The 23448-nt window shown below is 35.5% G+C and carries 15 protein-coding genes; 13 read left to right on the top strand and 2 right to left on the bottom strand.

The annotated features are described in order from the left end of the window. The first annotated feature begins 51 nt into the window (after positions 1-51). The 4 genes from rplL to BMX53_RS00595 all read left to right on the top strand — a co-directional run bounded on the left by rplL (position 52) and on the right by BMX53_RS00595 (position 9038). Positions 52-420: a 50S ribosomal protein L7/L12 gene (gene rplL, locus BMX53_RS00610; RefSeq protein WP_038987518.1), complete on the top strand. Its 369-nt coding sequence runs from the start codon at positions 52-54 to the stop codon at positions 418-420. A gap of 126 nt (positions 421-546) precedes the next feature. Next, positions 547-4359, top strand: a complete 3813-nt coding sequence (rpoB, locus tag BMX53_RS00605) for a DNA-directed RNA polymerase subunit beta (RefSeq protein WP_074744091.1) — start codon at positions 547-549, stop codon at positions 4357-4359. Between the two features lie 70 nt (positions 4360-4429). Further along, entirely contained in the window at positions 4430-8725 is a 4296-nt protein-coding gene (gene rpoC / locus BMX53_RS00600) for a DNA-directed RNA polymerase subunit beta' (RefSeq protein ID WP_038987520.1), read from the top strand. Positions 8726-8729: 4 nt separating this feature from the next. Next, positions 8730-9038: a DUF3467 domain-containing protein gene (locus BMX53_RS00595; protein WP_038987521.1), complete on the top strand. Its 309-nt coding sequence runs from the start codon at positions 8730-8732 to the stop codon at positions 9036-9038. 158 nt (positions 9039-9196) lie between these two features. Here the strand turns inward: BMX53_RS00595 and BMX53_RS00590 are convergent, their stop codons facing one another. Continuing rightward, the gene (locus BMX53_RS00590; RefSeq protein ID WP_074744089.1) at positions 9197-9559 is read right to left on the bottom strand and encodes a hypothetical protein; all 363 of its coding nucleotides are present in this window, start codon (positions 9557-9559) and stop codon (positions 9197-9199) included. Then, positions 9556-10149, bottom strand: a complete 594-nt coding sequence (locus BMX53_RS00585; RefSeq protein WP_074744087.1) for a superoxide dismutase — start codon at positions 10147-10149, stop codon at positions 9556-9558. Before BMX53_RS00585 ends, BMX53_RS00590 begins: the two co-directional genes overlap by 4 nt. A 208-nt stretch (positions 10150-10357) precedes the next feature. Here BMX53_RS00585 and BMX53_RS00580 point away from each other — a divergent pair, with 208 nt between their 5' ends. From BMX53_RS00580 to BMX53_RS00540, 9 genes are all read left to right on the top strand, one after another. Next, positions 10358-13606: a SusC/RagA family TonB-linked outer membrane protein gene (locus BMX53_RS00580; RefSeq protein WP_074744384.1), complete on the top strand. Its 3249-nt coding sequence runs from the start codon at positions 10358-10360 to the stop codon at positions 13604-13606. Between the two features lie 18 nt (positions 13607-13624). Next, positions 13625-15073, top strand: coding sequence for a SusD/RagB family nutrient-binding outer membrane lipoprotein (locus BMX53_RS00575; protein WP_074744085.1), 1449 nt, complete (start codon positions 13625-13627; stop codon positions 15071-15073). Between the two features lie 15 nt (positions 15074-15088). Continuing rightward, on the top strand, positions 15089-16600 hold the full coding sequence (locus BMX53_RS00570) for a calcineurin-like phosphoesterase C-terminal domain-containing protein (RefSeq protein ID WP_074744083.1): 1512 nt from the start codon (positions 15089-15091) through the stop codon (positions 16598-16600). A gap of 592 nt (positions 16601-17192) precedes the next feature. After that, positions 17193-18191, top strand: coding sequence for a pyruvate dehydrogenase (acetyl-transferring) E1 component subunit alpha (gene pdhA / locus BMX53_RS00565; RefSeq protein ID WP_038987526.1), 999 nt, complete (start codon positions 17193-17195; stop codon positions 18189-18191). A 10-nt stretch (positions 18192-18201) separates the two neighbouring features. Next, positions 18202-19815: a 2-oxo acid dehydrogenase subunit E2 gene (locus tag BMX53_RS00560; protein ID WP_038987527.1), complete on the top strand. Its 1614-nt coding sequence runs from the start codon at positions 18202-18204 to the stop codon at positions 19813-19815. A gap of 145 nt (positions 19816-19960) precedes the next feature. After that, positions 19961-20893, top strand: coding sequence for a M20/M25/M40 family metallo-hydrolase (locus BMX53_RS00555; RefSeq protein WP_074744081.1), 933 nt, complete (start codon positions 19961-19963; stop codon positions 20891-20893). A 1-nt stretch (position 20894) separates the two neighbouring features. Next, positions 20895-21572 carry an SDR family NAD(P)-dependent oxidoreductase gene (locus tag BMX53_RS00550; protein ID WP_038987529.1) on the top strand — a complete coding sequence of 226 codons (678 nt, stop codon included), beginning with the start codon at positions 20895-20897 and terminating at the stop codon, positions 21570-21572. Positions 21573-21585: 13 nt separating this feature from the next. Beyond that, positions 21586-22209 carry a SprT-like domain-containing protein gene (locus BMX53_RS00545; protein WP_038987530.1) on the top strand — a complete coding sequence of 208 codons (624 nt, stop codon included), beginning with the start codon at positions 21586-21588 and terminating at the stop codon, positions 22207-22209. 6 nt (positions 22210-22215) lie between these two features. Beyond that, on the top strand, positions 22216-23286 hold the full coding sequence (locus BMX53_RS00540) for a mannose-1-phosphate guanylyltransferase (protein WP_074744078.1): 1071 nt from the start codon (positions 22216-22218) through the stop codon (positions 23284-23286). The last annotated feature ends 162 nt before the right edge of the window (positions 23287-23448 follow it).

Raw genomic sequence — 23448 nt, 5'->3', positions numbered from 1 at the left:
AGAACGCACATTAATAAATTATATTTTTACAAATCATTAAAAGATAGAAAAATGGCAGATTTGAAACAATTCGCAGAACAATTAGTTAGCTTAACTGTAAAAGAAGTTAACGAATTAGCAACTATATTAAAAGATGAGTACGGAATCGAACCAGCTGCTGCTGCTGTAGTAGTTGCAGGTGGAGCTGCAGGTGAAGCTGCTGAAGAGCAAACTGAATTCACTGTAGTATTAAAAGAAGCTGGAGCTTCTAAATTAGCTGTAGTTAAAGCTGTTAAAGAATTAACAGGTTTAGGATTAAAAGAAGCTAAAGATATCGTAGATTCTACACCAGCTAACATCAAAGAAGGAGTTTCTAAAGATGAGGCTGAAGGTCTTAAAAAAGCATTAGAAGAAGCTGGAGCTGTAGTAGAGCTTAAATAGTTTTTTTCTAAAAAATATTTTAGGTTTAGGTCTTGGGAGGCTTCCCACAGGCCTAAACCATTTTGCGTATAAAGAGATTTTGCGTAAAATACAATTCAAATTCTAATCAAAATTTTTTGTCCATTGATGATCACAAATCAGACTGAAAGATTAAATTTTGCCTCGACAAAGAACATTCCAGCTTATCCAGATTTCTTGGATATTCAGGTAAAGTCTTTTAAAGATTTCTTTCAATTAGAAACGAAATCTGAAGAGAGAGGTAAGGAAGGTTTATACAATACCTTCATGGAGAACTTCCCGATTACTGATACAAGAAACCAGTTCGTGTTGGAGTTCCTTGATTACTTTGTTGATCCTCCTCGTTATTCAATCGAAGAATGTATTGATAGAGGACTGACTTATAGCGTTCCGCTTAAAGCGCGTTTGAAGTTGTACTGTACTGATCCTGAACATGAAGATTTTGAAACTATAGTTCAAGATGTTTATTTAGGAACAATTCCGTACATGGCGCCTAGTGGTACATTCGTAATCAATGGAGCAGAGCGTGTAGTAGTTTCACAATTACACCGTTCACCTGGTGTTTTCTTTGGACAGTCATTCCATGCAAATGGAACTAAGTTATATTCGGCGAGAGTAATTCCTTTTAAGGGATCATGGATTGAGTTTGCTACCGATATTAATAGCGTGATGTACGCTTATATCGATAGAAAGAAAAAGTTACCTGTTACAACGTTATTCCGTGCTATCGGGTTCGAAAGAGACAAGGATATCCTAGAGATTTTCGACTTAGCAGAAGAGGTTAAAGTATCAAAGACAGGACTAAAAAAATATAGCGGAAGACGTCTTGCTGCACGTGTGTTAAACACTTGGCATGAGGATTTCGTAGATGAGGATACAGGAGAGGTTGTTTCAATTGAGAGAAATGAGATTATCTTAGACCGTGATACAGTCCTAGATAAAGATAATATCGAAGAAATCATTGAGGCTAACGTTAAAACTATCCTTTTACATAAAGAAGATAATAATCAGGCAGATTATGCCATCATACATAATACGTTACAGAAGGACCCTACGAACTCTGAAAAAGAGGCAGTAGAGCACATCTACCGTCAGTTGCGTAATGCAGAACCGCCAGATGAGGAAACTGCACGTGGTATTATTGATAAATTGTTCTTCTCTGATCAACGTTACAATCTAGGTGAAGTTGGTCGTTATAGAATGAACAAAAAACTTAATCTTGATACTCCAATTGACAAACAAGTTTTAACAAAAGAGGATATTATCACTATTGTTAAGTACTTGATTGAATTAATTAACTCAAAAGCTGAGATCGATGATATCGACCACTTATCTAACCGTCGTGTTAGAACTGTAGGAGAGCAATTATCAGCTCAGTTTGGTGTTGGTTTAGCTCGTATGGCTAGAACAATTCGTGAGCGTATGAACGTACGTGATAACGAGGTGTTTACTCCTATCGATTTGATTAACGCTAAGACTTTGTCTTCAGTTATTAATTCATTCTTTGGAACGAACCAGTTGTCTCAATTTATGGATCAAACGAATCCATTAGCTGAGATTACTCACAAACGTCGTTTATCAGCTTTAGGACCTGGAGGTTTATCTAGAGAGAGAGCAGGTTTCGAGGTACGTGACGTTCACTATACTCACTACGGACGTTTATGTCCTATTGAGACTCCAGAGGGACCAAACATTGGTTTGATTTCATCTTTAGCTGTATATGCTAAAGTTAATAATATGGGATTCATCGAGACTCCTTATCGTCCAGTAGTGGAAGGTAAAGTTGATATCTTTAATGATCCTATTTATTTAAGTGCTGAGGAAGAAGAAGGAATGTTAATTGCTCAGGCAAACGTTCCTGTAGATGCTGAAGGAAACATTACTGAAGAAAGAGTAGTTGTTAAAGAAGAGGGAGATTTCCCTGTAGTGGAACCAAAAGATATCCACTTCACTGACGTTGCTCCAAACCAGATTGCTTCTATTTCTGCTTCTTTGATTCCTTTCTTAGAGCACGATGATGCGAACCGTGCGTTGATGGGATCTAACATGATGCGTCAAGCAGTTCCATTATTACGTCCAGAATCTCCAATCGTAGGTACTGGATTAGAAAGACAAGTAGCTTCAGATTCGCGTGTTTTAATTAATGCTGAAGGTGAAGGTACTGTTGAGTATGTTGATGCACAGAAGATCATTATCAAATATGATCGTACTGATGAAGAGCGTTTAATCAGCTTTGATCCAGATGAGAAAACATACAACTTAATTAAGTTTAGAAAAACGAATCAAAGTACAAGTATCAACTTGAAACCAATCGTAAGAAGAGGTGATAGAGTTACTAAAGGTCAAGTACTTTGTGAAGGATACGCTACTCAACAAGGAGAGTTAGCTTTAGGTCGTAACTTGAAAGTGGCGTTCATGCCATGGAAAGGATACAACTTCGAGGATGCTATCGTAATTTGTGAAAGAGTAGTACGTGAAGATATCTTTACATCTATCCACATTGATGACTATACTTTAGAAGTGAGAGATACTAAATTAGGTAACGAAGAGTTAACTAACGATATCCCTAACGTTTCTGAAGAGGCAACAAAAGACTTAGATGAAAACGGTATGATCCGCATTGGAGCTGAAGTTAAGCCTGGTGATATTCTTATTGGTAAGATCACTCCTAAAGGAGAGTCTGATCCTACTCCAGAAGAAAAATTATTACGCGCTATCTTTGGTGATAAAGCAGGAGACGTTAAAGATGCTTCATTAAAAGCTTCACCATCATTAAGAGGTGTTGTATTAGATAAAAAATTGTTCGCAAGAGCAGTAAAAGATAAACGTAAACGTTCAAAAGATAAAGACGAATTGGCTTTATTAGAAACTAGATTTGAAGTTAAATTCAACGAGTTAAAAGAGCGTTTAGTTGAGAAATTATTCTTCATCGTGAATGGTAAAACATCTCAAGGTGTATTGAATGATTTAGGAGAAGAGATTTTACCAAAAGGTAAGAAATTTACTCAAAAAATGTTATTTGCTGTAGAAGATTTCGCACACTTAACAAAAGGTCAATGGACAACTGATGAGGAGACAAACAGTATGATTACTGATTTAATCCACAACTACAAAATCAAGTTAAACGATCTTCAAGGAGTTCTAAGAAGAGAGAAATTCATGATTACAGTAGGGGATGAGTTACCATCTGGAATTTTGAAATTAGCGAAAGTTTATATTGCTAAAAAACGTAAATTACGTGTAGGAGATAAGATGGCTGGACGTCACGGTAATAAAGGTATTGTAGCTCGTATCGTTAGAGATGAGGATATGCCTTTCTTAGAAGATGGAACACCAGTAGATATCGTATTGAACCCATTAGGGGTACCTTCTCGTATGAACATTGGACAGATTTATGAAACAGTATTAGGATGGGCTGGTCAAAAACTTGGTAAAAAGTATGCGACTCCAATCTTCGATGGTGCAGAATTAGATCAAATTAATGCTCTTACAGATGAGGCAGGTATACCACGTTTTGGACACACTTACTTATATGATGGAGGTACAGGAGAAAGATTCCACCAACGTGCAACTGTTGGGGTTATCTATATGCTGAAACTTGGTCACATGGTAGATGATAAGATGCACGCACGTTCTATTGGTCCTTACTCATTGATCACGCAACAACCATTAGGAGGTAAAGCTCAGTTTGGAGGTCAGCGTTTTGGAGAGATGGAGGTTTGGGCATTAGAGGCTTATGGAGCATCTAGTACATTACGTGAAATCTTGACGGTAAAATCGGATGACGTTATTGGTAGAGCTAAAACTTACGAAGCAATCGTTAAAGGAGAAACTATGCCAGAACCAGGATTACCTGAATCATTCAATGTATTAATGCATGAATTAAAAGGTCTTGGACTAGACATCAGATTAGAAGAATAAACTAAGATTATAGGGTAAGCAGTAATGTGCTGCTTACTCTTTATCATACACTTTAACAAGTAAGTTTACCATGAATAAAAATAAAGAGAAAAATACCGTAAAAAGGTTTAATAAAATCTCAATTGGTTTAGCATCGCCAGAGTCTATTCTAGCAGAATCGAGAGGTGAGGTTTTAAAACCAGAAACAATCAACTATCGTACTCATAAACCTGAACGTGATGGTCTTTTCTGTGAGCGTATCTTTGGACCTGTAAAAGATTACGAGTGTGCTTGTGGTAAGTATAAGAGAATCCGTTATAAAGGAATCGTGTGCGACCGTTGTGGTGTTGAAGTTACTGAGAAGAAAGTACGTAGAGATAGAGTTGGTCACATCAATTTAGTTGTGCCAATTGCTCATATCTGGTACTTCCGTTCTTTACCAAACAAAATTGGTTATATCTTAGGTCTTCCTTCTAAGAAATTAGATATGATCATCTACTATGAGCGTTATGTAGTTATCCAAGCTGGTATTGCTAAAAACGTTGATGGTGAACCTATCAATAGATTAGATTTCTTAACTGAAGAAGAGTACTTAAACATCTGTGATACTCTTCCGATGGAAAATCAATATTTAGATGATAATGATCCTAATAAATTCGTTGCTAAAATGGGAGCGGAGTGTATTATGGATCTATTAGCTACTACTGACTTAGATCAATTATCATATACTCTACGTCACGCTGCTAATAACGAAACATCTAAACAAAGAAAAACTGAGGCGTTAAAACGTCTTCAAGTAGTAGAGTCTTTCCGTGATTCTAATTTGAATCGTGAGAATAGACCTGAGTGGATGATCTTGAAAGTTATTCCAGTTATTCCACCAGAATTACGTCCATTAGTACCACTAGATGGAGGTCGTTTTGCTACTTCTGATTTAAATGACTTATACCGTCGTGTAATCATCAGAAATAACCGTTTAAAACGTTTAATGGAGATTAAAGCTCCTGAAGTAATCTTACGTAATGAGAAACGTATGCTTCAAGAAGCTGTGGATTCATTGTTCGATAACACTAGAAAATCTTCTGCTGTTAAGACTGAATCTAACCGCCCATTAAAATCACTTTCTGATTCATTAAAAGGTAAACAAGGTCGTTTCCGTCAAAACTTACTTGGTAAACGTGTTGACTATTCAGCTCGTTCGGTAATTGTTGTTGGACCAGAATTAAAATTATTCGAATGTGGATTGCCAAAAGATATGGCAGCTGAACTATACAAACCTTTCGTTATTCGTAAGTTGATTGAAAGAGGTATCGTTAAAACAGTTAAATCTGCTAAGAAGATTATAGATAAAAAAGAACCAGTTGTTTGGGATATCTTAGAAAACGTAATTAAAGGACACCCAGTTTTACTTAACCGTGCTCCTACGTTACACAGATTGGGTATTCAAGCTTTCCAACCTAAGTTAATCGAAGGTAAAGCTATTCAATTACACCCATTAGTGTGTACGGCTTTCAACGCCGATTTCGATGGTGACCAGATGGCAGTTCACTTACCTCTAGGACCTGAGGCAATCTTAGAAGCTCAATTATTAATGTTAGCTTCTCACAATATCTTAAACCCTGCTAATGGTGCTCCTATTACTGTACCATCTCAGGATATGGTACTTGGATTATACTACATGACTAAGTCACGTAAGTCTACTCCAGAACATGAGATTAAAGGTGAAGGATTGACTTTCTATTCTGTTGAGGAAGTTCATATTGCTTTAAATGAAGGTAAACTTGATCTTAATGCTAATGTTAGAGTTAGAGCTAAAGATTATAATGCTGAAGGAGAATTAGTATATCAAATTATTGAAACTTCTGCTGGTAGAATTTTATTTAATGAAGTAGTACCTGAAGTTGCTGGATATATCAATGAGGTATTAACTAAGAAGTCTTTAAGAGATATTATCGGTCGTATTTTAAGTATTACTGATGTACCTACTACAGCTGCTTTCTTAGATGATATCAAAAACATGGGTTATGGTTATGCATTCCGTGGAGGATTATCATTCAGTTTAGGTGATATTATGATTCCTGAGCGTAAGCAAGAGTTGATTGATGAGGCTAATGAACAAGTAGATCATATTACTATGAACTATAACATGGGTCTTATCACGAATAATGAGCGTTATAACCAAGTTATTGACGTTTGGACTTCAACAAATGCTATGTTAACTGAGTTAGCGATGAAGAATATCCGTGAGGATAAACAAGGTTTCAACTCAGTATATATGATGCTTGATTCTGGAGCCCGTGGTTCTAAAGAGCAGATTCGTCAGTTAACAGGTATGCGTGGTTTGATGGCTAAGCCTAAGAAATCTACAGCAGGTGGTGGTGAAATTATTGAAAACCCGATTCTTTCTAACTTTAAAGAAGGTTTATCGATTTTAGAGTATTTCATTTCTACTCACGGTGCTCGTAAAGGTCTTGCGGATACGGCGTTAAAAACGGCGGATGCTGGTTACTTAACTCGTCGTCTTCACGATGTAGCACAAGATGTTATTGTTAATTCAGTAGACTGTGGTACATTAAGAGGGATTGATGTTAAGCCACTTAAGAAGAATGAGGAAGTTATCGAATCACTAGGAGAAAGAGTTTTAGGACGTGTTGCTCTTAATGATGTAGTTAATCCTTTAAATTCTGAAGTATTAGTTGGAGCTGGTGAAGAAATTACTGAAGCAATTGCAAAAGCTATTAATGCTGCACCAATTGAATCAATTGAAGTACGTTCTCCATTGACTTGTGAAGCTAAAGTAGGTATCTGTGCTAAATGTTACGGACGTAACTTAGCTACTGCTAGAATGGTTCAAAAAGGTGAGGCTGTTGGTGTTATTGCTGCTCAATCAATTGGGGAGCCTGGTACACAGTTAACTTTAAGAACGTTCCACGTAGGGGGTACTGCAGGTAACATTTCTGAGACATCTAGTATTACTGCTAAATTTAATGGTCGTTTAGAGATAGAAGATCTTAAAACAGTAAAAGGAGAAGACAACGAAGGAAATGCTATTGACATTGTTATTTCTCGTTCAACTGAAGCTAAATTATATGATTCTAATACTGGAATCTTATTAACAACTAACAACATTCCTTACGGATCTACAATTTTTGTAGCTGATGGAGATACTGTTGAAGTTGGAGCTACGTTATTTAAATGGGACCCTTATAATGGTGTAATTGTTTCTGAGTTTACTGGTAAAGTAGCTTATGAAGATATCGAGCAAGGACAAACGTTCATGGTTGAAATCGATGAGCAAACTGGTTTCCAAGAAAAAGTAATTACTGAATCAAGAAATAAAAAATTAATTCCTACTTTATTAATTTATGGTAAAGATGGTGAGTTAATTCGTTCATACAACTTACCAGTAGGTTCTCACTTAATGGTAAATGATGGAGATAAGATTAAAGCTGGTAAAGTTTTAGTTAAGATTCCTCGTCATACATCTAAAGCAGGGGATATTACAGGAGGTCTTCCTAGAATTACTGAGTTATTAGAAGCTCGTAATCCTTCGAATCCAGCTGTAGTTTCTGAAATTGATGGTGTTGTATCATTTGGTAAAATTAAGAGAGGTAACAGAGAGATTGTAGTTGAATCTAAAACAGGTGATGTTAGAAAATACTTAGTTAAGTTATCTAACCAGATCTTAGTTCAAGAGAATGACTATGTGAAAGCTGGTATGCCACTTTCTGATGGAGCTATCACTCCAGACGATATCTTAAGAATCCAAGGACCATCTGCTGTTCAACAGTACTTGGTTAATGAGATTCAAGAGGTTTACCGTCTACAAGGGGTTAAGATTAGTGATAAACACTTTGAGGTAGTTATCCGTCAAATGATGCGTAAAGTGAAAATCGAAGATCCAGGTGATACTTTATTCTTAGAAGATCAATTAGCACATGCTGCTGACTTTATCGTTGAGAATGATAGATTATATGGAATGAAAGTAGTAGTTGATGCTGGTGAGTCTGAGAACTTGAAAGAGGGACAGATTATTACAATGCGTGAATTACGTGATGAGAACTCTTTACTTAAACGTGAGGATAAGAACCTAGTTGTATCTCGTGATGTTATGCCTGCTACAGGTACTCCAATGTTACAAGGTATTACTCGTGCATCATTACAAACTAAATCATTTATTTCTGCTGCGTCGTTCCAGGAAACAACGAAAGTGTTAAACGAAGCTGCTGTAGCAGGTAAAGTAGATGGTTTAAATGGATTAAAAGAAAATGTTATCGTAGGTCACAGAATTCCTGCAGGTACTGGTATGAGAGAATATGAAGATATTATCGTAAGCTCAGTAGAGGAAGAAGGATTTGCTAACAAAGAAAATGATTTAAATTTCTAATACTATGGATACAGAACAAGATCAATTCGGTCTAGAATTAGACGAGACAACAGCTGAAGGAATTTTTTCTAATTTGGCTATTATCAATCACTCTAATACGGAGTTTGTGGTTGATTTTGTTAAAGTTATGCCTGGTATGCCTAAAGGAAGAGTAAAGTCTAGAATTATTTTGACGCCTCAACATGCGAAGAGATTATTAAATGCTTTACAAGAGAATGTTCAACGCTATGAAAATAGTTATGGACAAATTATTGATGCAGATAGTTCTAATGAGTTATCAGCTATTAAGTTCGGAACTAAAGGCGAAGCTTAAATCAAAAGATACAGTCGATTTACGACAAAGAAAAAGGTCTACAGAAATGTAGACCTTTTTTGTTTAAAGGAGGTTATGATATATTGTTCTATTAGAATTATGGCTTTACTAAATTACGAACTAACCTCCTTTTTTATTTTAAAGTGCACTAAGTAGTGTTAGTTTATTTTTTCAGTTATCGAGTTAAGTTGATTTAGTATGGTTTTATTGTTATTTAAGGTGCTCTTAAGATTTATAATAAAACTTTTGATTTTATGAATTACTGCATGGTATTTGTCATAGTGATCTTCTTTTTTGTACAGCTTAGCTAGTTTAAGTGAAGTTTCTATGTATTGTATATACAGAGATGGTCCTAATTCGATATATGCGTTATATGAAGAACACAGTAGTTCTATGCGGCCTAATGCTTCTAGGTAATAGTTGATGGCTACGGTATAGTTGTTTTGTGACTCTTGTTCTAAGGCAAGTCGTTGTTTTATTTCGCAACTATTTTCAATATGTCTAATGCACTCTATACTCATTGCTTTAGATTTTTATTTACAAATTCCCAGTTGATAAAGTTCCAAAACTCTTGAATGAATGTAGGTCTTGCATTTCGATGATCTATATAGTAAGCATGTTCCCAAACATCTAAAGTTAATAAGGGTTTATGCCCATGAACTATCGGTGTATCAGCATCTTTTAAACTCATTAGTTCTAGTTCATTATCTTGATTTAGTGTTAACCAAACCCAACCACTGCCAAAAAGTTTAGTAGCAGTTTGTGTAAACTGTTGTTTGAAGTTGTCTAAGGTGCCGTATGATTTTCCTATAAGTTCTAGTAGTTGTTCACTTGGTAGACTTCCTTGATTAGGAGTTATAGAATTCCAGAAAAAACTGTGATTATAATGTTGTGCTGCATTATTAAATAGAGCTACTTCACCTTCTTTAATAGAGTCTGTGATAATGTTTTCTAAACATAAGTTATCCCATTTCGTGTTTGTTACTAAACTGTTAAGGTTGTTAACATAAGTCTGATGATGCTTTCCATAGTGATAGTTGAATCCCTCTTCTGAAATGAATGTATTGAAAGATTTTTTATCATATGCTAAATCAGGTAGTTTGAATTTCATTGTTTTAGTTTTAAAAATTAGACGAGGCTAAATTAATTATTTAGACTAAACTAAAAAAGAATAATAACTATTATTTTTTGTTTACAATTATATAATGTGTCTTAACTGTTTGGTAACAGCTTTTTGTTGTGACTACTTGTGACATTCTATTCATTTGTACCAGTATTATATAGGGGTATTTAATACTGTAACAGCACAATATATAGTAATGAAAAAAGTAAGACGTAATTGTCATCAAGTTTGTTTGATTATAGGAAGCATGTTTCTTTTACAATCAAATTCTCTATTTGCATCTAATACAACTACTAAGGTTGTAGAAAGTAGATATACTACTTACTCATATGAGGTTAACAATGGTTCAATAGTAAAAGGAAAGGTAATTGATAATTTAGGTTTACCATTGCCGGGTGCAGTAGTACAATTGGCAGGAGCAAAGGCTATAACATCAACAGATTTAGATGGTCATTTTACATTATCAGTACCAGATACATTTCTCACTGGAGATATAATTGTGTCTTTTGTAGGTTTTGAAGACAAGAGAGTTAAAGTACAAAAGGGAGCAGTAGTAGATATAACATTAGCAGAGTCTGCTGATATGCTTAATGAAGTAGTTGTAACAGCTCTAGGTATTAAACGTGAAGAAAAACAACTAGGTTTTTCACAACAAACTATTAGTAGTGAACAATTAGATAATACTAGATCTAATACGTGGTCAGATGCTTTAAAAGGAAAGGTAGCAGGTATGACTATGACTTCTGCTAATTCTGGACCAATGAATTCAACTCAGCTTAAGCTACGTGGTGATCGTTCATTGAATGCTGATGCTAACGGAGCTTTAGTTGTAGTGGACGGTGTTATTGTCAATAGTACTTTGTGGAGTAGTGGAGCTAGTGATGCCTATATTGGTACAGATGCTCCTGTTGACTATGGTAATGGTATAGCAGATATTAATCCAGATGATATAGAAAGTATTTCGGTATTAAAAGGACCTGGTGCTGCGGCATTATATGGTTCTAGAGCGAGTAACGGAGTGTTGATGATCACAACTAAGTCTGGTAAAAAGGACAAAGGATTAGGAATAACGTTTAACTCTGATGTTAGTTTTGATGTTATACAACGTTGGCCTGATTATCAGTATGAGTATGGACAAGGATCTGGTAAGAGTTTTAATAAAGCTGGTGATCCTTATTATTCTTATGGATTATCTGAGGATGGTGCTAATACAGGAAGTACTAGTAGTGCTTTTGGACCTAAGTTTGATGGGCAGTACTATTTTCAATATGATCCAAATACGGAAACGCAAGGAGCAGAACGTACACTGTGGAGACCTTATGAAAACAATATAAAAGACTTCTGGAGAACAGGTGTTACTACTACCAACACCTTAGGTTTATCAGGTGGAAATGATAAAGGGGATATTAGAACGACTGTTACACATTCTAAGAACGAATGGATAATGCCAAATACTGGTTTTGATAGAACTACTATATCGACTAAAGCTAAATACGAGATATCTAAATCTGTAACAGCTAATGCTAATATTAGTTATACTAACAGACAGAGTGATAACTTACCAGGAACAGGATATGGTAATCATACTATATCGTACTTTATGATTTTTCAGAACCCAAACGTTGACCTAAATTGGTATAAACCTATTTGGAAGAAGGATTATTACCAAGTAGATCAGATACATCCTTTTAGTTCTTATATAGAGAATCCTTATCTAATCGCTTATGAAACCACAAACCCAGTTAACACTAACACTATAACAGGAAGCTTATCGACTGATATTACTTTTACACCAAAATTAAAATTAATGATTCGCGGGGCATTAAACTCACGTAATGATAAACGCGAACAGAGAAGACCTTATAGTACCACTAAATTTGGTAAAGGATACTTCAAAACTCAACAAATAAACTTCCAAGAGATCAATACTGATTTCTTACTTACTTATACAGAGAAAGATTCTGATATATTTACATACAGTGCCTCTATCGGGGGGAATATGTTAGACTCTAAATATCACAGTGTATCAGCTTATGTAGATGGTCTTGTTACACCAGGGATATATATGTTAGCTAATGGTATTAATCAGCCTATTACTACCATAGCAGATGATAACTATAAAGTAAACTCTATCTATGGTATGGCGTCATTTGGTTATAAGAATATGATCTTCTTAGATGCGACCATTAGAAATGACTGGTCAAGTACACTTCCTAAGGAGAACTGGTCATTCCTTTATCCTTCATTAAATGCTAGTTTTATCTTAAACGATATTTTTAGAATGCCAGCAGTTATTGACTATTCTAAGTTAAGAATATCAGTTGCCGAAGTAGGTAATGGTACTAGACCTTATCAGACTTTACAGTATTATTCTAATAGTGCTTTTGCTAGTTCTGCTACTTCACCTACTACTCTTCATAATGCTGAATTAAAACCAGAGATAACTAAATCTATTGAGTTTGGATATGAACACAAGATGTTTAAAAATAGATTAGGATTTGACGTAACTGTATACGAAACTAATACAAAGAATCAAATTATCACGGTTCCTCTTAATTATGTAACAGGTTATAGTAAGGCAGTTATTAATGGAGGAGATGTAAGAAATAGAGGGATAGAACTAACATTGAATGCTACACCTGTTAAGACACAAAACTTTTCTTGGAATACCTCTGTAAACTGGGCAAAGAATAAAAACAAAATCTTAAGTCTAGCTGAAGGTTTTGACGGTGGTGATCAACAAGTATTAGCAGAGTCTGGTACAGCTTCTATTATTGGTAAAGTAGGGGGAACTACAGGGGACTTATACGGATATAAGTTTGTTAGAAACGATCAAGGACAAATAGTGTATACAGCTAAAGGGTTACCTGAACAGTCTAAAGAAATTGAGTATATCGGAAGTGCTTACGCTGATTGGACGATGGGATGGACGAATACATTTAAATATAAAGGTTTTAGATTCAGCTTTACTTTAGATGGTCAGTACGGAGGTAAAGTATATTCTCAGTCTCACCATAAAATGAGTGAACAAGGGAAACTTAAACACACATTAGCAGGACGTGAAGAAGGATATATCATCGGAGATGGTGTAGTACGCAATGGAGATGGTACATTCTCTCCTAACACTACTAAAGTTAATCCTGCAGAGTACTACGGAGAGTATTATAGACGTGCTAATCTAGAGTCTAATACATTTGATGCATCTTATATTAAGTTAAGAGAAGTGAGCTTAGAGTATAGTTTCTCTAAAGAAGTATTAAAGCGTATGAGACTTAAGAAGCTAAGTGTATCTGTCTATGGTAGGAACTTAGCTATGATATCAGACTTCCCAATGTTTGATCCAGAGACAGCAGCACTTAATGGTGGGAGTATGATGCCAGGAGTAGAGATGGGGCAGATGCCTTCTCCTGCTACTTATGGATTTAATATCAAACTTGAAATCTAATATTTAAGAATTGAACAAATGAAAATTAAACATATATTTTTTGGTATAGCTACTACAGCATTATTAGTAGCTAGTTGTACTTCAGATTTTGAAGAGACTAATATTGACCCAAATAGGTTACAACAAATAAGCCCAACTACATTGTTAAATCCTATTATATATGAAGTAGGGAGTCATAATATGTATAGAAGCTGGTCTCATAATAACCACTTAATGCAAGATATAGTAGTATATCCTAGCTCTGTACCAGGTTTACAGCGTTATGATCTTAGTGATGATGTAGGTGCATCATCATGGAATGCGTACTATAGATGGATGAAGAATGCGAAGGATATGGAAGCTGAGGCTATCAAATCAAAAGAGGCAAACTATGAAGCGATAGCTATAACACTTAAGGTATGGATTACTGCTAACCTTACAGATGTATTCGGTGCTGTTCCTTATTTTGATGCTTCTAAGGGAGGAGAGAAATTGTTATACCCTGAGTTTGATAATCAGGAGAAGATATACGATAGTTTATTAGCAGACTTAGAGAAGGCGAATTCGCTTTATGATGTTAAGCGTAAGATGACGTTTAATCCTGATATACTATATACGGATGCGATGACGTATTGGCAAGATTGGCAAAAGTTTACTAACAGTTTACATTTGCGTCTATTGCTGAGAATATCGAATAAGACTGAGAAAAACTCATATCAGAGAATGTTAGCTATTATTAATGATCCTGTGAAATATCCGATCATAGATAATCTAAAGTCTCAAGCTAACCTTAAAATTACAGGAGTAACACCTAATATCTCTCCATGGAGTCGTCTCCAAGATTTCACATTAAGTCGTAAGATGGCCTCTTTCTTTTTAGATAACCTAAATGATTTTAAAGATCCTCGTTTACCATTATATGCTACAGAAGCATACAGAGTTGAGGGTAAAAATAAGGTGATGATAGGATATAAAGGTATTATTAGTGCTTATGATGGACCAGATTCACAGTTTGATTATGAAGCATCTACTTTGAATAATATTATGGCAGCTAACCCTACTGAAGCACCTGTTTTAACCTATGCAGAAGTACTTTTTATAAAAGCAGAGTTAGCACAGAAGGGATACTTACCTAATGCAGAGGCATTGTATAAAGAAGCTGTCAAAGTAGCGATTACATCTAAAGGATTAGAGATGCCTTCTACTTATTTTGATTTAGAAAGCACTAAGTATAATGGGACGTTAGAACGTATTATGTTACAGAAGTATTACGCTTTATATATGACCGATTATCAACAGTGGTTTGAGTATAAGCGAACAGGATATCCTGTGTTGCCTAAGACTAAATCAATGCTTAATGAAGGTAAAATGCCTAATCGTTTTCCTTATCCTATTTCTATTCGTACACAGAATAAAGATAACTATCAGAAGATTATCTCTCAGATGGGAGGAGATAATATTAATTATAAGATGTGGTGGCAAAACTAATCAGATAAACATTCTATGAGTTCGAGACGTAATTTTATTAAGAATATAGCTTTGACAGCAGGTGCTACCTCATTGGTTTCGATGAATAGCTTTGCAAGTTCTGGCCAAGAGGAGTTGATTTATGTATCTGGAGGAGATAACATTTTTAAGCCTATTAAAGTAGAAGGTAGAGTGATCTCTAATGGTAAAGGTATAGCTAGAGTAAGTATATCTGATGGACAACAAGTAGTGCTGACTGATGCTAATGGATATTTTAGTATTGTATCCCATAATCAACGCGACTTTGTGTTTATATCTATTCCTTCAGGATATGAGATTAAACAGTTGTCTAACGGTTCAGCAGATTTCTTCTACCGTATTGATAAGAATAAAGCTACTAATAAAGTAGAGTTTGTATTGAAACCTTTACAAGAGTCAGATCATACTCATCACTTTTTAGTCTTAGCAGATCCTCAAATCCAGAAAATAGAAGAGGCAGAGCAGCTCTTGTCAGAGAGTGTTCCTGATATGTTAGGTACTATAAAGTCACTAGGTAGTACTAATGTGTTTGGTATTGGGTGTGGAGATTTGATTTGGGATAAGCACGAATTGTTTGAGAAGTATAACCAAGCAGTGAAGAATCTATCTATACCATTCTTTCAAGTTTTTGGTAACCACGATGCAGATTTAGGTCAACGCAGTGATGAGAAGACACACTTTACATTTAATGCTATGTACGGACCGCAGTACTATTCGTTTAATAGAGGTGAGATTCACTATGTAGTGCTAGACGATGTATTCTTTATTGGTAAAGGAAAGGAGTATATAGGGTACTTAACAGAAGAACAATTAGCTTGGCTAGAGAAAGACTTAGCTAATGTACCTAAGGGATCTACAGTAGTGGTATCACAACATATTCCGTCTTATACAGGGTATTTTGAACGCAATCCTAAGAGTTCTTCGTTAGGAGCTATGGTTAATAATAGAGAACACTTATATAAAATATTAGAAGGGTATAATGCACATTTAATGTCAGGTCATACTCATTTTAATGAGACTATTGTACTGAATGATTCCTTGATAGAGCATTGTCATGGTACAGTTTGTGGAGCGTGGTGGAGTGGTCCAATCTGTTTTGATGGAACACCTGGTGGTTATGGAGTATATACAGCTAAGGGGGCTCAGTTAGAATGGTATTATAAAGGTACTGGATTGAGTAAGGATGTACAGTTTAGAACATATAGAGTAGGAGAGCATCCTGACTTTAAAGATAATTGGAGTGTGAATATCTGGAATTGGGACACACAGTGGCAGGCCTATTGGTATGAAGATGGAGTACGAAAAGGGGAGCTGGTACGTGTGACAGCTAAGGATCCATTGAGCATTAAGCTACATGAGGGACCAAAGTTACCAGAGAAACGTAAGTGGGTAGAACCAGAACTTACAGATCATATGTTTTTATTTAAACCTTCTAAGACTGCTAAGTCTATTACTGTGGAAGTGATAGATAGGTTTGGGAGAGTTTATAGTGAATTATATAGTTTATAATGTTTTAGAGAGTTTGCGTGAGCAAACTCTCTTTTTTGTTTAAGTTCATATTAGGTATGCCTACCGTTTTGTATGGGGTGACTCCATAGTGTGTCCATAATGAGTCCATAGTGACTCCATTGTTTTATACTGTTATAATGGAGTCACTATGCTGGTAATATTGAGACAGGCTATACTTAAACCAAACAGAACTCGTAGTAAAGCGAGGTGAAGCAGTAATTATTGTGTTAAAATAGAGCTAGATAGTAGTGTAGAAATGTTTTTCTGACACATTTTGACTAATGTTTTGTAGTATAAATGAGTTAGTTTGTTTTAAATGAAATAGATAAATAAAAAAGGAGCGATGTTATAATAAGATTAAAATCAAAAAAACACAATTTTAAATAGTAGAAGTAAAAATTAGAAGTTTAAGTAATCAGTCTAATTATAAGGTATTGTTAAATTATTTGTATAAAATCTTGTCAAATCTAAAATACTTCAAATAAATTTTTCAGTCTAAAGTAGATATATTATTTTTGCTTCTCCACAGTAGTGTGGTTAAACGAGAAAGTCTGTATTTTAAACGGGAGACCGTTTATAAAAGTAAAGTCATATGAGAGAAATTACAAAAGAAGTTTATCTAAAGTGGTATGAAGACATGCTATTTTGGAGAAAGTTTGAAGATAAGCTTGCTGCTTTATATATTCAACAAAAAGTGAGAGGATTCTTGCATTTATATAATGGGCAGGAAGCAGTATTGGCTGGAGCTTTACATGCAATGGACATGTCTAAAGACAAAATGATTACTGCATATAGAAACCACGTACAGCCAATTGGATTAGGAGTAGATCCTAAGAGAATTATGGCTGAGTTATTAGGAAAAGGTACAGGTACATCTCAAGGTTTAGGTGGATCTATGCACATTTTCTCTAAAGAGCATCGTTTCTATGGAGGACATGGAATCGTTGGAGGACAAATACCTGTAGGAGCTGGATTAGCTTTTGCAGATAAGTATTTTGATAGAGGAGCTGTTACTATGTGTTATTTTGGTGATGGTGCTGCTCGTCAAGGGTCTTTACACGAGACATTCAATATGGCTATGAACTGGAAATTACCAGTAGTATTTATCGTTGAGAATAACGGATATGCTATGGGTACTTCAGTAGAGCGTACTGCTAACCATACTGACATCTGGAAGTTAGGTTTAGGATACGAAATGCCAAGTGGACCAGTAGATGGTATGAATCCTGTGAAAGTGGCTGAAGCTATGTACGAAGCTATCGAAAGAGCTCGTCGTGGTGATGGACCTACTTTCTTAGAAATGAAAACATATAGATATAGAGGTCACTCTATGTCAGATGCTCAACATTACCGTACGAAAGAAGAAGTAGAAGAGTACAAAAAAATAGATCCTATTACACAAGTTTTAGATGTAATAAGAGAAAAAGGATATGCTACTGAGGCTGAGATCGAAGCAATGGATCAAAGAGTTAAAGATTACGTAGCTGAGTGTGAGAAATTCGCTGAAGAATCTGCTTACCCAGAGAAAAACGTAATGTATGATGTAGTATACGAACAAGAGAATTATCCTTTTATCCCTCACAGATTATAATAAAAAGAACATGGCAGAAGTAATTACAATGCCACGCTTAAGCGACACTATGACAGAAGGTGTTGTTGCAGCATGGTTAAAAAAAGTTGGAGATAAGATCTCTGAAGGAGATATCCTTGCAGAAATCGAAACAGACAAAGCAACAATGGAGTTTGAGTCATTTAACTCTGGTACATTGTTATATATTGGATTACAAGAAGGTGAATCTGCTCCTGTAGATTCGTTACTTGCTATTATAGGAAATGAAGGTGAAGATATTTCTGCTTTAATCAGTGGTGCAGGTAATGCTGCTCCTGCTGCTCAGGCTCCTGCTCCAGTAGCAGAGGCTAAAGCTGAAACACCAGCTCCTCAAGCGGCTGCTATGCCTGCTGGAGTTAAGATCATTACTATGCCTCGTCTTAGTGATACTATGACTGATGGTACAGTAGCTACTTGGATTAAAAAAGTAGGTGATAAGGTTCAGGAAGGTGATATCCTTGCAGAAATCGAAACTGATAAAGCTACTATGGAGTTCGAAGCTTTTGAAGCTGGAACTTTATTATATGTTGGTATTAACGAAGGTGAGTCTGCTCCAGTTGATAGCGTATTAGCTATCTTAGGACCAGAAGGAACTGACGTATCAGCAATAGTTGCATCTGCTAAAAATGGTGGTACTTTCGCTGCTGAAGCTCCTGCTGTGGAGGCTCCTAAAGCTGAAGTTGCTGCTCCAGTTAGTGTAGAGGCACCTGTATCTACTAATGGGAGAGTATTCATTTCTCCATTGGCTAAGAAAATTGCTGAAGATAAAGGAATAAACATTACTGAGGTTAAAGGTTCAGGTGAGAATGGACGTATCATTAAACGTGATATCGAGAACTATTCACCTGCTGCTAAGACTGCTGCTCCTGTGGCTGCTGCTACAGCTGCTGTACCTGCTGTTAAAGCATTCGTACCAGCTGGAGAAGTAAGTGTAGAAGAAGTGAAAAACTCACAAATGCGTAAAACTATTGCTCGTCGTTTAGCTGAGTCTAAGTTTACTGCTCCTCACTACTACTTAACTATAGAGTTAGACATGGATAATGCTATAGAGTCTCGTAAGATTATTAATAACTTACCTGATACTAAAGTATCGTTTAATGATATGGTAGTGAAAGCATGTGCTATGGCACTTCGCAAACACCCTCAAGTGAATACGCAATGGACTGATAATGCAACTATCTATAACAACCATATCAATATTGGTGTGGCTGTAGCTGTAGAAGATGGATTAGTAGTACCAGTATTACCATTTACAGATCAAATGTCTTTAACTCACATCGGTGGTAAAGTAAAAGAGTTAGCTGTTAAAGCTAAAACTAAAAAACTTACTCCTGCTGAGATGGATGGAAGTACATTCACTGTATCTAACTTAGGTATGTTCGGTATTCAGTCATTTACATCTATTATTAACCAACCTAACTCTGCTATCCTATCAGTAGGTGCTATTATAGAGAAACCAGTAGTTAAGAATGGTCAAATAGTAGTGGGTAATACAATGACAGTAACTTTAGCATGTGACCACAGAACTGTGGATGGTGCTACAGGTGCTCAATTCTTACAAACATTCAAAGATTATGTAGAGAACCCAGTGACTATGTTGGCGTAATCTATTTAAGATAAATAAGAAGCCCTCATTCTATTGAATGAGGGCTTTTTTATTTGGGACTATTTGCTTCTTAAAGTATATATCGCTGATTATTTATTTTCTTTAGTTAATATGCTTTTTGTATTTTTGATAAAAATATTTATAAATGAGAATTTTAGGCCTATTGGCAGCAGTCTTATTAGTAGGATGTGCCTCTACTAAGACACCATCTGTTGTTAAAGCTAATGCTGAACAAAAGAATATCAAAGAAACGTTATATTACTTGGCTTCTGATGAGCTATTAGGTAGAGATACTGGTAGTGAGGGAGGTAAGTTGGCTGCTAGCTATTTAGCTAAACAGTTAGAAACGTATAAAATAAAACCATACTATACGAGTTATAATGATACATTAAAGAATGTAAAAGAAGCTTGGAATATAGTGGGTGTTATACCAGGTACGGATGCAGTACTTAAAAATGAAGTAGTAGTATTAGGTGCTCATTATGATCACATCGGTATAGAGAAACCTGTAGATGGAGACTCTATCGCTAATGGTGCTAATGACAATGCTGCTGGTACAGCTATTCTATTAGAGTTAGCTCGTAATCTTAAATTACAAGATAACAAGCGTACTATTATCGTTGCATTCTTCACAGGAGAGGAAAAAGGTTTGTGGGGATCTAAGCATTTAGCAGAACGTCTTAAAGCAGAGAATGTAAATGTTGTATCAATGTTAAACTTTGAGATGCTAGGACTTGCGATGAAGAGAGATTATGTTACTTATTTGACAGGATATGATCTATCTACTATGGCAGGTAAGTTAAACGAGTTAGCAGGTAAACCTATTGTAGGTAAACTAGAGAAAGCTGAAGAGTATCAGTTGTTTAAGCGTTCTGATAATTATCCTTTCTATCAGATGTTTAAGGTGCCTTGTCAGACGTTTAGTTCTTTTGACTTTGAGAATTATGAATATTACCATCACGTAAAAGATGAAGCTCATTTAATGGATTTAAATTTTATGACTTCTTTTACACAGGATATTATACCGGTTGTAGCTAAACTTGTTAATTTAGCTCCGGGAGAAATTAGAATGTATTAAAATGAAAAATGTAATTGTTACAGGGACAAGTAGAGGTATTGGCTTAGAATGCGTACAGTGGTTGTCTAAATTAGGTCATAACGTATTAGCTGTGTCTAGAAAAGTATCTGATAAACTAGTTGGTTTAGATAATGTTACTTGTTTAGCTGTTGATATAACAAAAGAAGAAGACTTACAGAAGGTTGTTTCTTTTGTACAAGATAATTGGTCACACGTGGACATCTTGATTAATAATGCAGGTGCTATCGTGAACAAACCATTTGAAGAAATCACTCAAGAGGACTTCCAGTATGTGTATAATGTGAATGTATTCGGTGCTGCTCGCTTAATGCAGTTAACTATACCATTTATGAAGGTAAATAGTCATGTGGTATCTGTTAGTAGTATGGGAGGAGTGCAAGGAGTACTTAAATTTGGTGGATTAGCAGCTTATAGTTCTAGTAAAGGAGCTATTACTATCTTAAGTGAGTTATTAGCTGAAGAGTATAAAGATAAAGGTATATTCTTTAATGTAGTAGCTTTAGGAGCAGTACAAACAGAGATGTTAGAAGAGGCTTTCCCAGGATACCAAGCTCCATTAATGCCAGATGAAATGGCTGAGTATATAGTAAACTTTGCAATTCATGGTAATAGATTCTTTAATGGTAAAGTGTTGCAAGTTTCGACTACAACCCCTTAAAAACAAGAAGTAATTGATAGAAAAGTTACGACCATATATACCCGAACAAGCTGTCGAACCTGTATTTGAGTTGATAAAGCATTATCACGTACATCTAAAGATTGTAGAGGAACGTGTTACTCGTCATGGTGATTACACGCGTAATCACGATGGTAAGCATCTTATCACGATAAATTCTAATCTGAATCCTTATCGTTTCTTGATGACTTTGATACACGAGATTGCACATTTAGTGGCTTATCAGAAATACGGAGGACGTATTAAGCCGCACGGTGTAGAGTGGAAGAGTACTTTTCAGTTGTTAATGCTTCCATTCTTAAGAACAGAAGTATTTCCTAGTGCATTATTACCACTATTAGCTAATCATTTTAAGAATCCATCTGCTAGTAGTGATACTGATGATCGTCTATCTATAGCGATGAGACGTTATGATGTACAGGATATAAATAATAATACGTGTTTTATATATGAGATTCCATTAGGAAGCCATTTTAAAACATACAACGGAAAGATATTTAAACGTGGACCTTTAAGGGTGAAGCGATTTGAATGTCTGGAAGTATCAACGGGAAGAACTTATACTTTTAAAGCAAATGCAGAAGTAGAGTTGCTTACCCATTATGTTGTAAATAGATAAAGATATATGAGTTCAAATTATTATGCAGTGATAATGGCAGGAGGAGTAGGGTCACGTTTTTGGCCTGTGAGTACCCCTGAGTTTCCAAAGCAATTTCACGATATGTTAGGGTCAGGTGATACCTTGATACAGAAGACTTTTAAACGTCTTTCTCAGGTAGTGCCTAAGGAGAATATCCTTATCTTAACTCATGAGAATTACCAAGAAATTGTAAAAGAACAATTGCCATCTGTAGAAACAGATAATATCATATTAGAGCCGGATATGCGTAATACAGCACCTTGTATATTGTATGCGGCAATGAAGATTAAGAAAAAGAACCCAGATGCTGTGATGGTGGTAGCTCCTAGTGATCACTGGATAGAGGATGAGTTACAGTTCGTGTCTAACTTACAGCGTACTTTCGATGTATGTGAGCGAGATAAGGTATTAATGACTTTAGGTATCTTACCTACATTCCCTAATACAGGATACGGATACATAGAGTTTAATAAGTTAGATTCGCGTCCTATAAAGAAGGTAGTGCAGTTTAGAGAAAAGCCTGACTATGTTACAGCACGTAAGTTCGTACAGAGTCGTCATTTCTTATGGAACTCAGGAATCTTTATATGGAGTGTAAGTTCTATTTTAGACGCTTTCTCGGAGTTTCAACCTGTAATGACGGAATTGTTCGACCAAGGATATAATCTTTTAAATACACCAGCTGAAAAAGCTTTTATTGAGGAGAACTATTCTAAGGCAGAAAACATATCTATTGATTATGCTGTGATGGAGAAGGCAAATAATGTATATGTATTACCAGCTACATTTGATTGGAACGACTTAGGTACTTGGGGATCATTATATGATAAACTTCCTAAGGATGACAATGACAATGCAGTAGTTAATGCGACAGCATTCTTTAATAACGCTACTAATAATATCGTTAGAACAGCTAAAGGTAAAGTGGTAGTGGTAGATGGTCTGAATGACTATATCATTGTAGATAAAGATGATATTTTACTTCTGTATCCTAAGAAAAAAGAACAAGAAATTAAAGTTGTCAGTCAACAAGTCACTGATAAACTTAAACAATAGTAAGAAAACAAAAAGGAGTAATGTGATAAGCATTACTCCTTTTTTTATGATTTAACCCAGATTCAGCCTTAGACCGATTAACGAGAGTAATTATATAAAATAGCTCTGAACTTATGAAAAAAGCATACTATAATATGGTTTTAGAAGAAGTGATAGAGATAT

The sequence above is a fragment of the Myroides marinus genome (assembly GCF_900109075.1).
Lineage (GTDB): Bacteria > Bacteroidota > Bacteroidia > Flavobacteriales > Flavobacteriaceae > Flavobacterium > Flavobacterium marinum_A.
Note: the sequence above shows the minus strand (reverse complement) of the source record. Positions and strands in the feature narration are given on the sequence as shown.

Bases quoted from the DNA above. Each gene is read 5' to 3' on its own strand.
- BMX53_RS00555 (WP_074744081.1), top strand. From the start codon at position 19,961: ATGAGAATTTTAGGCCTATTGGCAGCAGTCTTATTAGTAGGATGTGCC.
- BMX53_RS00590 (WP_074744089.1), bottom strand. From the start codon at position 9,559: ATGAGTATAGAGTGCATTAGACATATTGAAAATAGTTGCGAAATAAAA.
- BMX53_RS00560 (WP_038987527.1), top strand. From the start codon at position 18,202: ATGGCAGAAGTAATTACAATGCCACGCTTAAGCGACACTATGACAGAA.
- rpoC (WP_038987520.1), top strand. From the start codon at position 4,430: ATGAATAAAAATAAAGAGAAAAATACCGTAAAAAGGTTTAATAAAATC.
- pdhA (WP_038987526.1), top strand. From the start codon at position 17,193: ATGAGAGAAATTACAAAAGAAGTTTATCTAAAGTGGTATGAAGACATG.
- rplL (WP_038987518.1), top strand. From the start codon at position 52: ATGGCAGATTTGAAACAATTCGCAGAACAATTAGTTAGCTTAACTGTA.
- BMX53_RS00595 (WP_038987521.1), top strand. From the start codon at position 8,730: ATGGATACAGAACAAGATCAATTCGGTCTAGAATTAGACGAGACAACA.
- BMX53_RS00550 (WP_038987529.1), top strand. From the start codon at position 20,895: ATGAAAAATGTAATTGTTACAGGGACAAGTAGAGGTATTGGCTTAGAA.
- BMX53_RS00585 (WP_074744087.1), bottom strand. From the start codon at position 10,149: ATGAAATTCAAACTACCTGATTTAGCATATGATAAAAAATCTTTCAAT.
- BMX53_RS00540 (WP_074744078.1), top strand. From the start codon at position 22,216: ATGAGTTCAAATTATTATGCAGTGATAATGGCAGGAGGAGTAGGGTCA.
- rpoB (WP_074744091.1), top strand. From the start codon at position 547: ATGATCACAAATCAGACTGAAAGATTAAATTTTGCCTCGACAAAGAAC.
- BMX53_RS00580 (WP_074744384.1), top strand. From the start codon at position 10,358: ATGAAAAAAGTAAGACGTAATTGTCATCAAGTTTGTTTGATTATAGGA.
- BMX53_RS00575 (WP_074744085.1), top strand. From the start codon at position 13,625: ATGAAAATTAAACATATATTTTTTGGTATAGCTACTACAGCATTATTA.
- BMX53_RS00570 (WP_074744083.1), top strand. From the start codon at position 15,089: ATGAGTTCGAGACGTAATTTTATTAAGAATATAGCTTTGACAGCAGGT.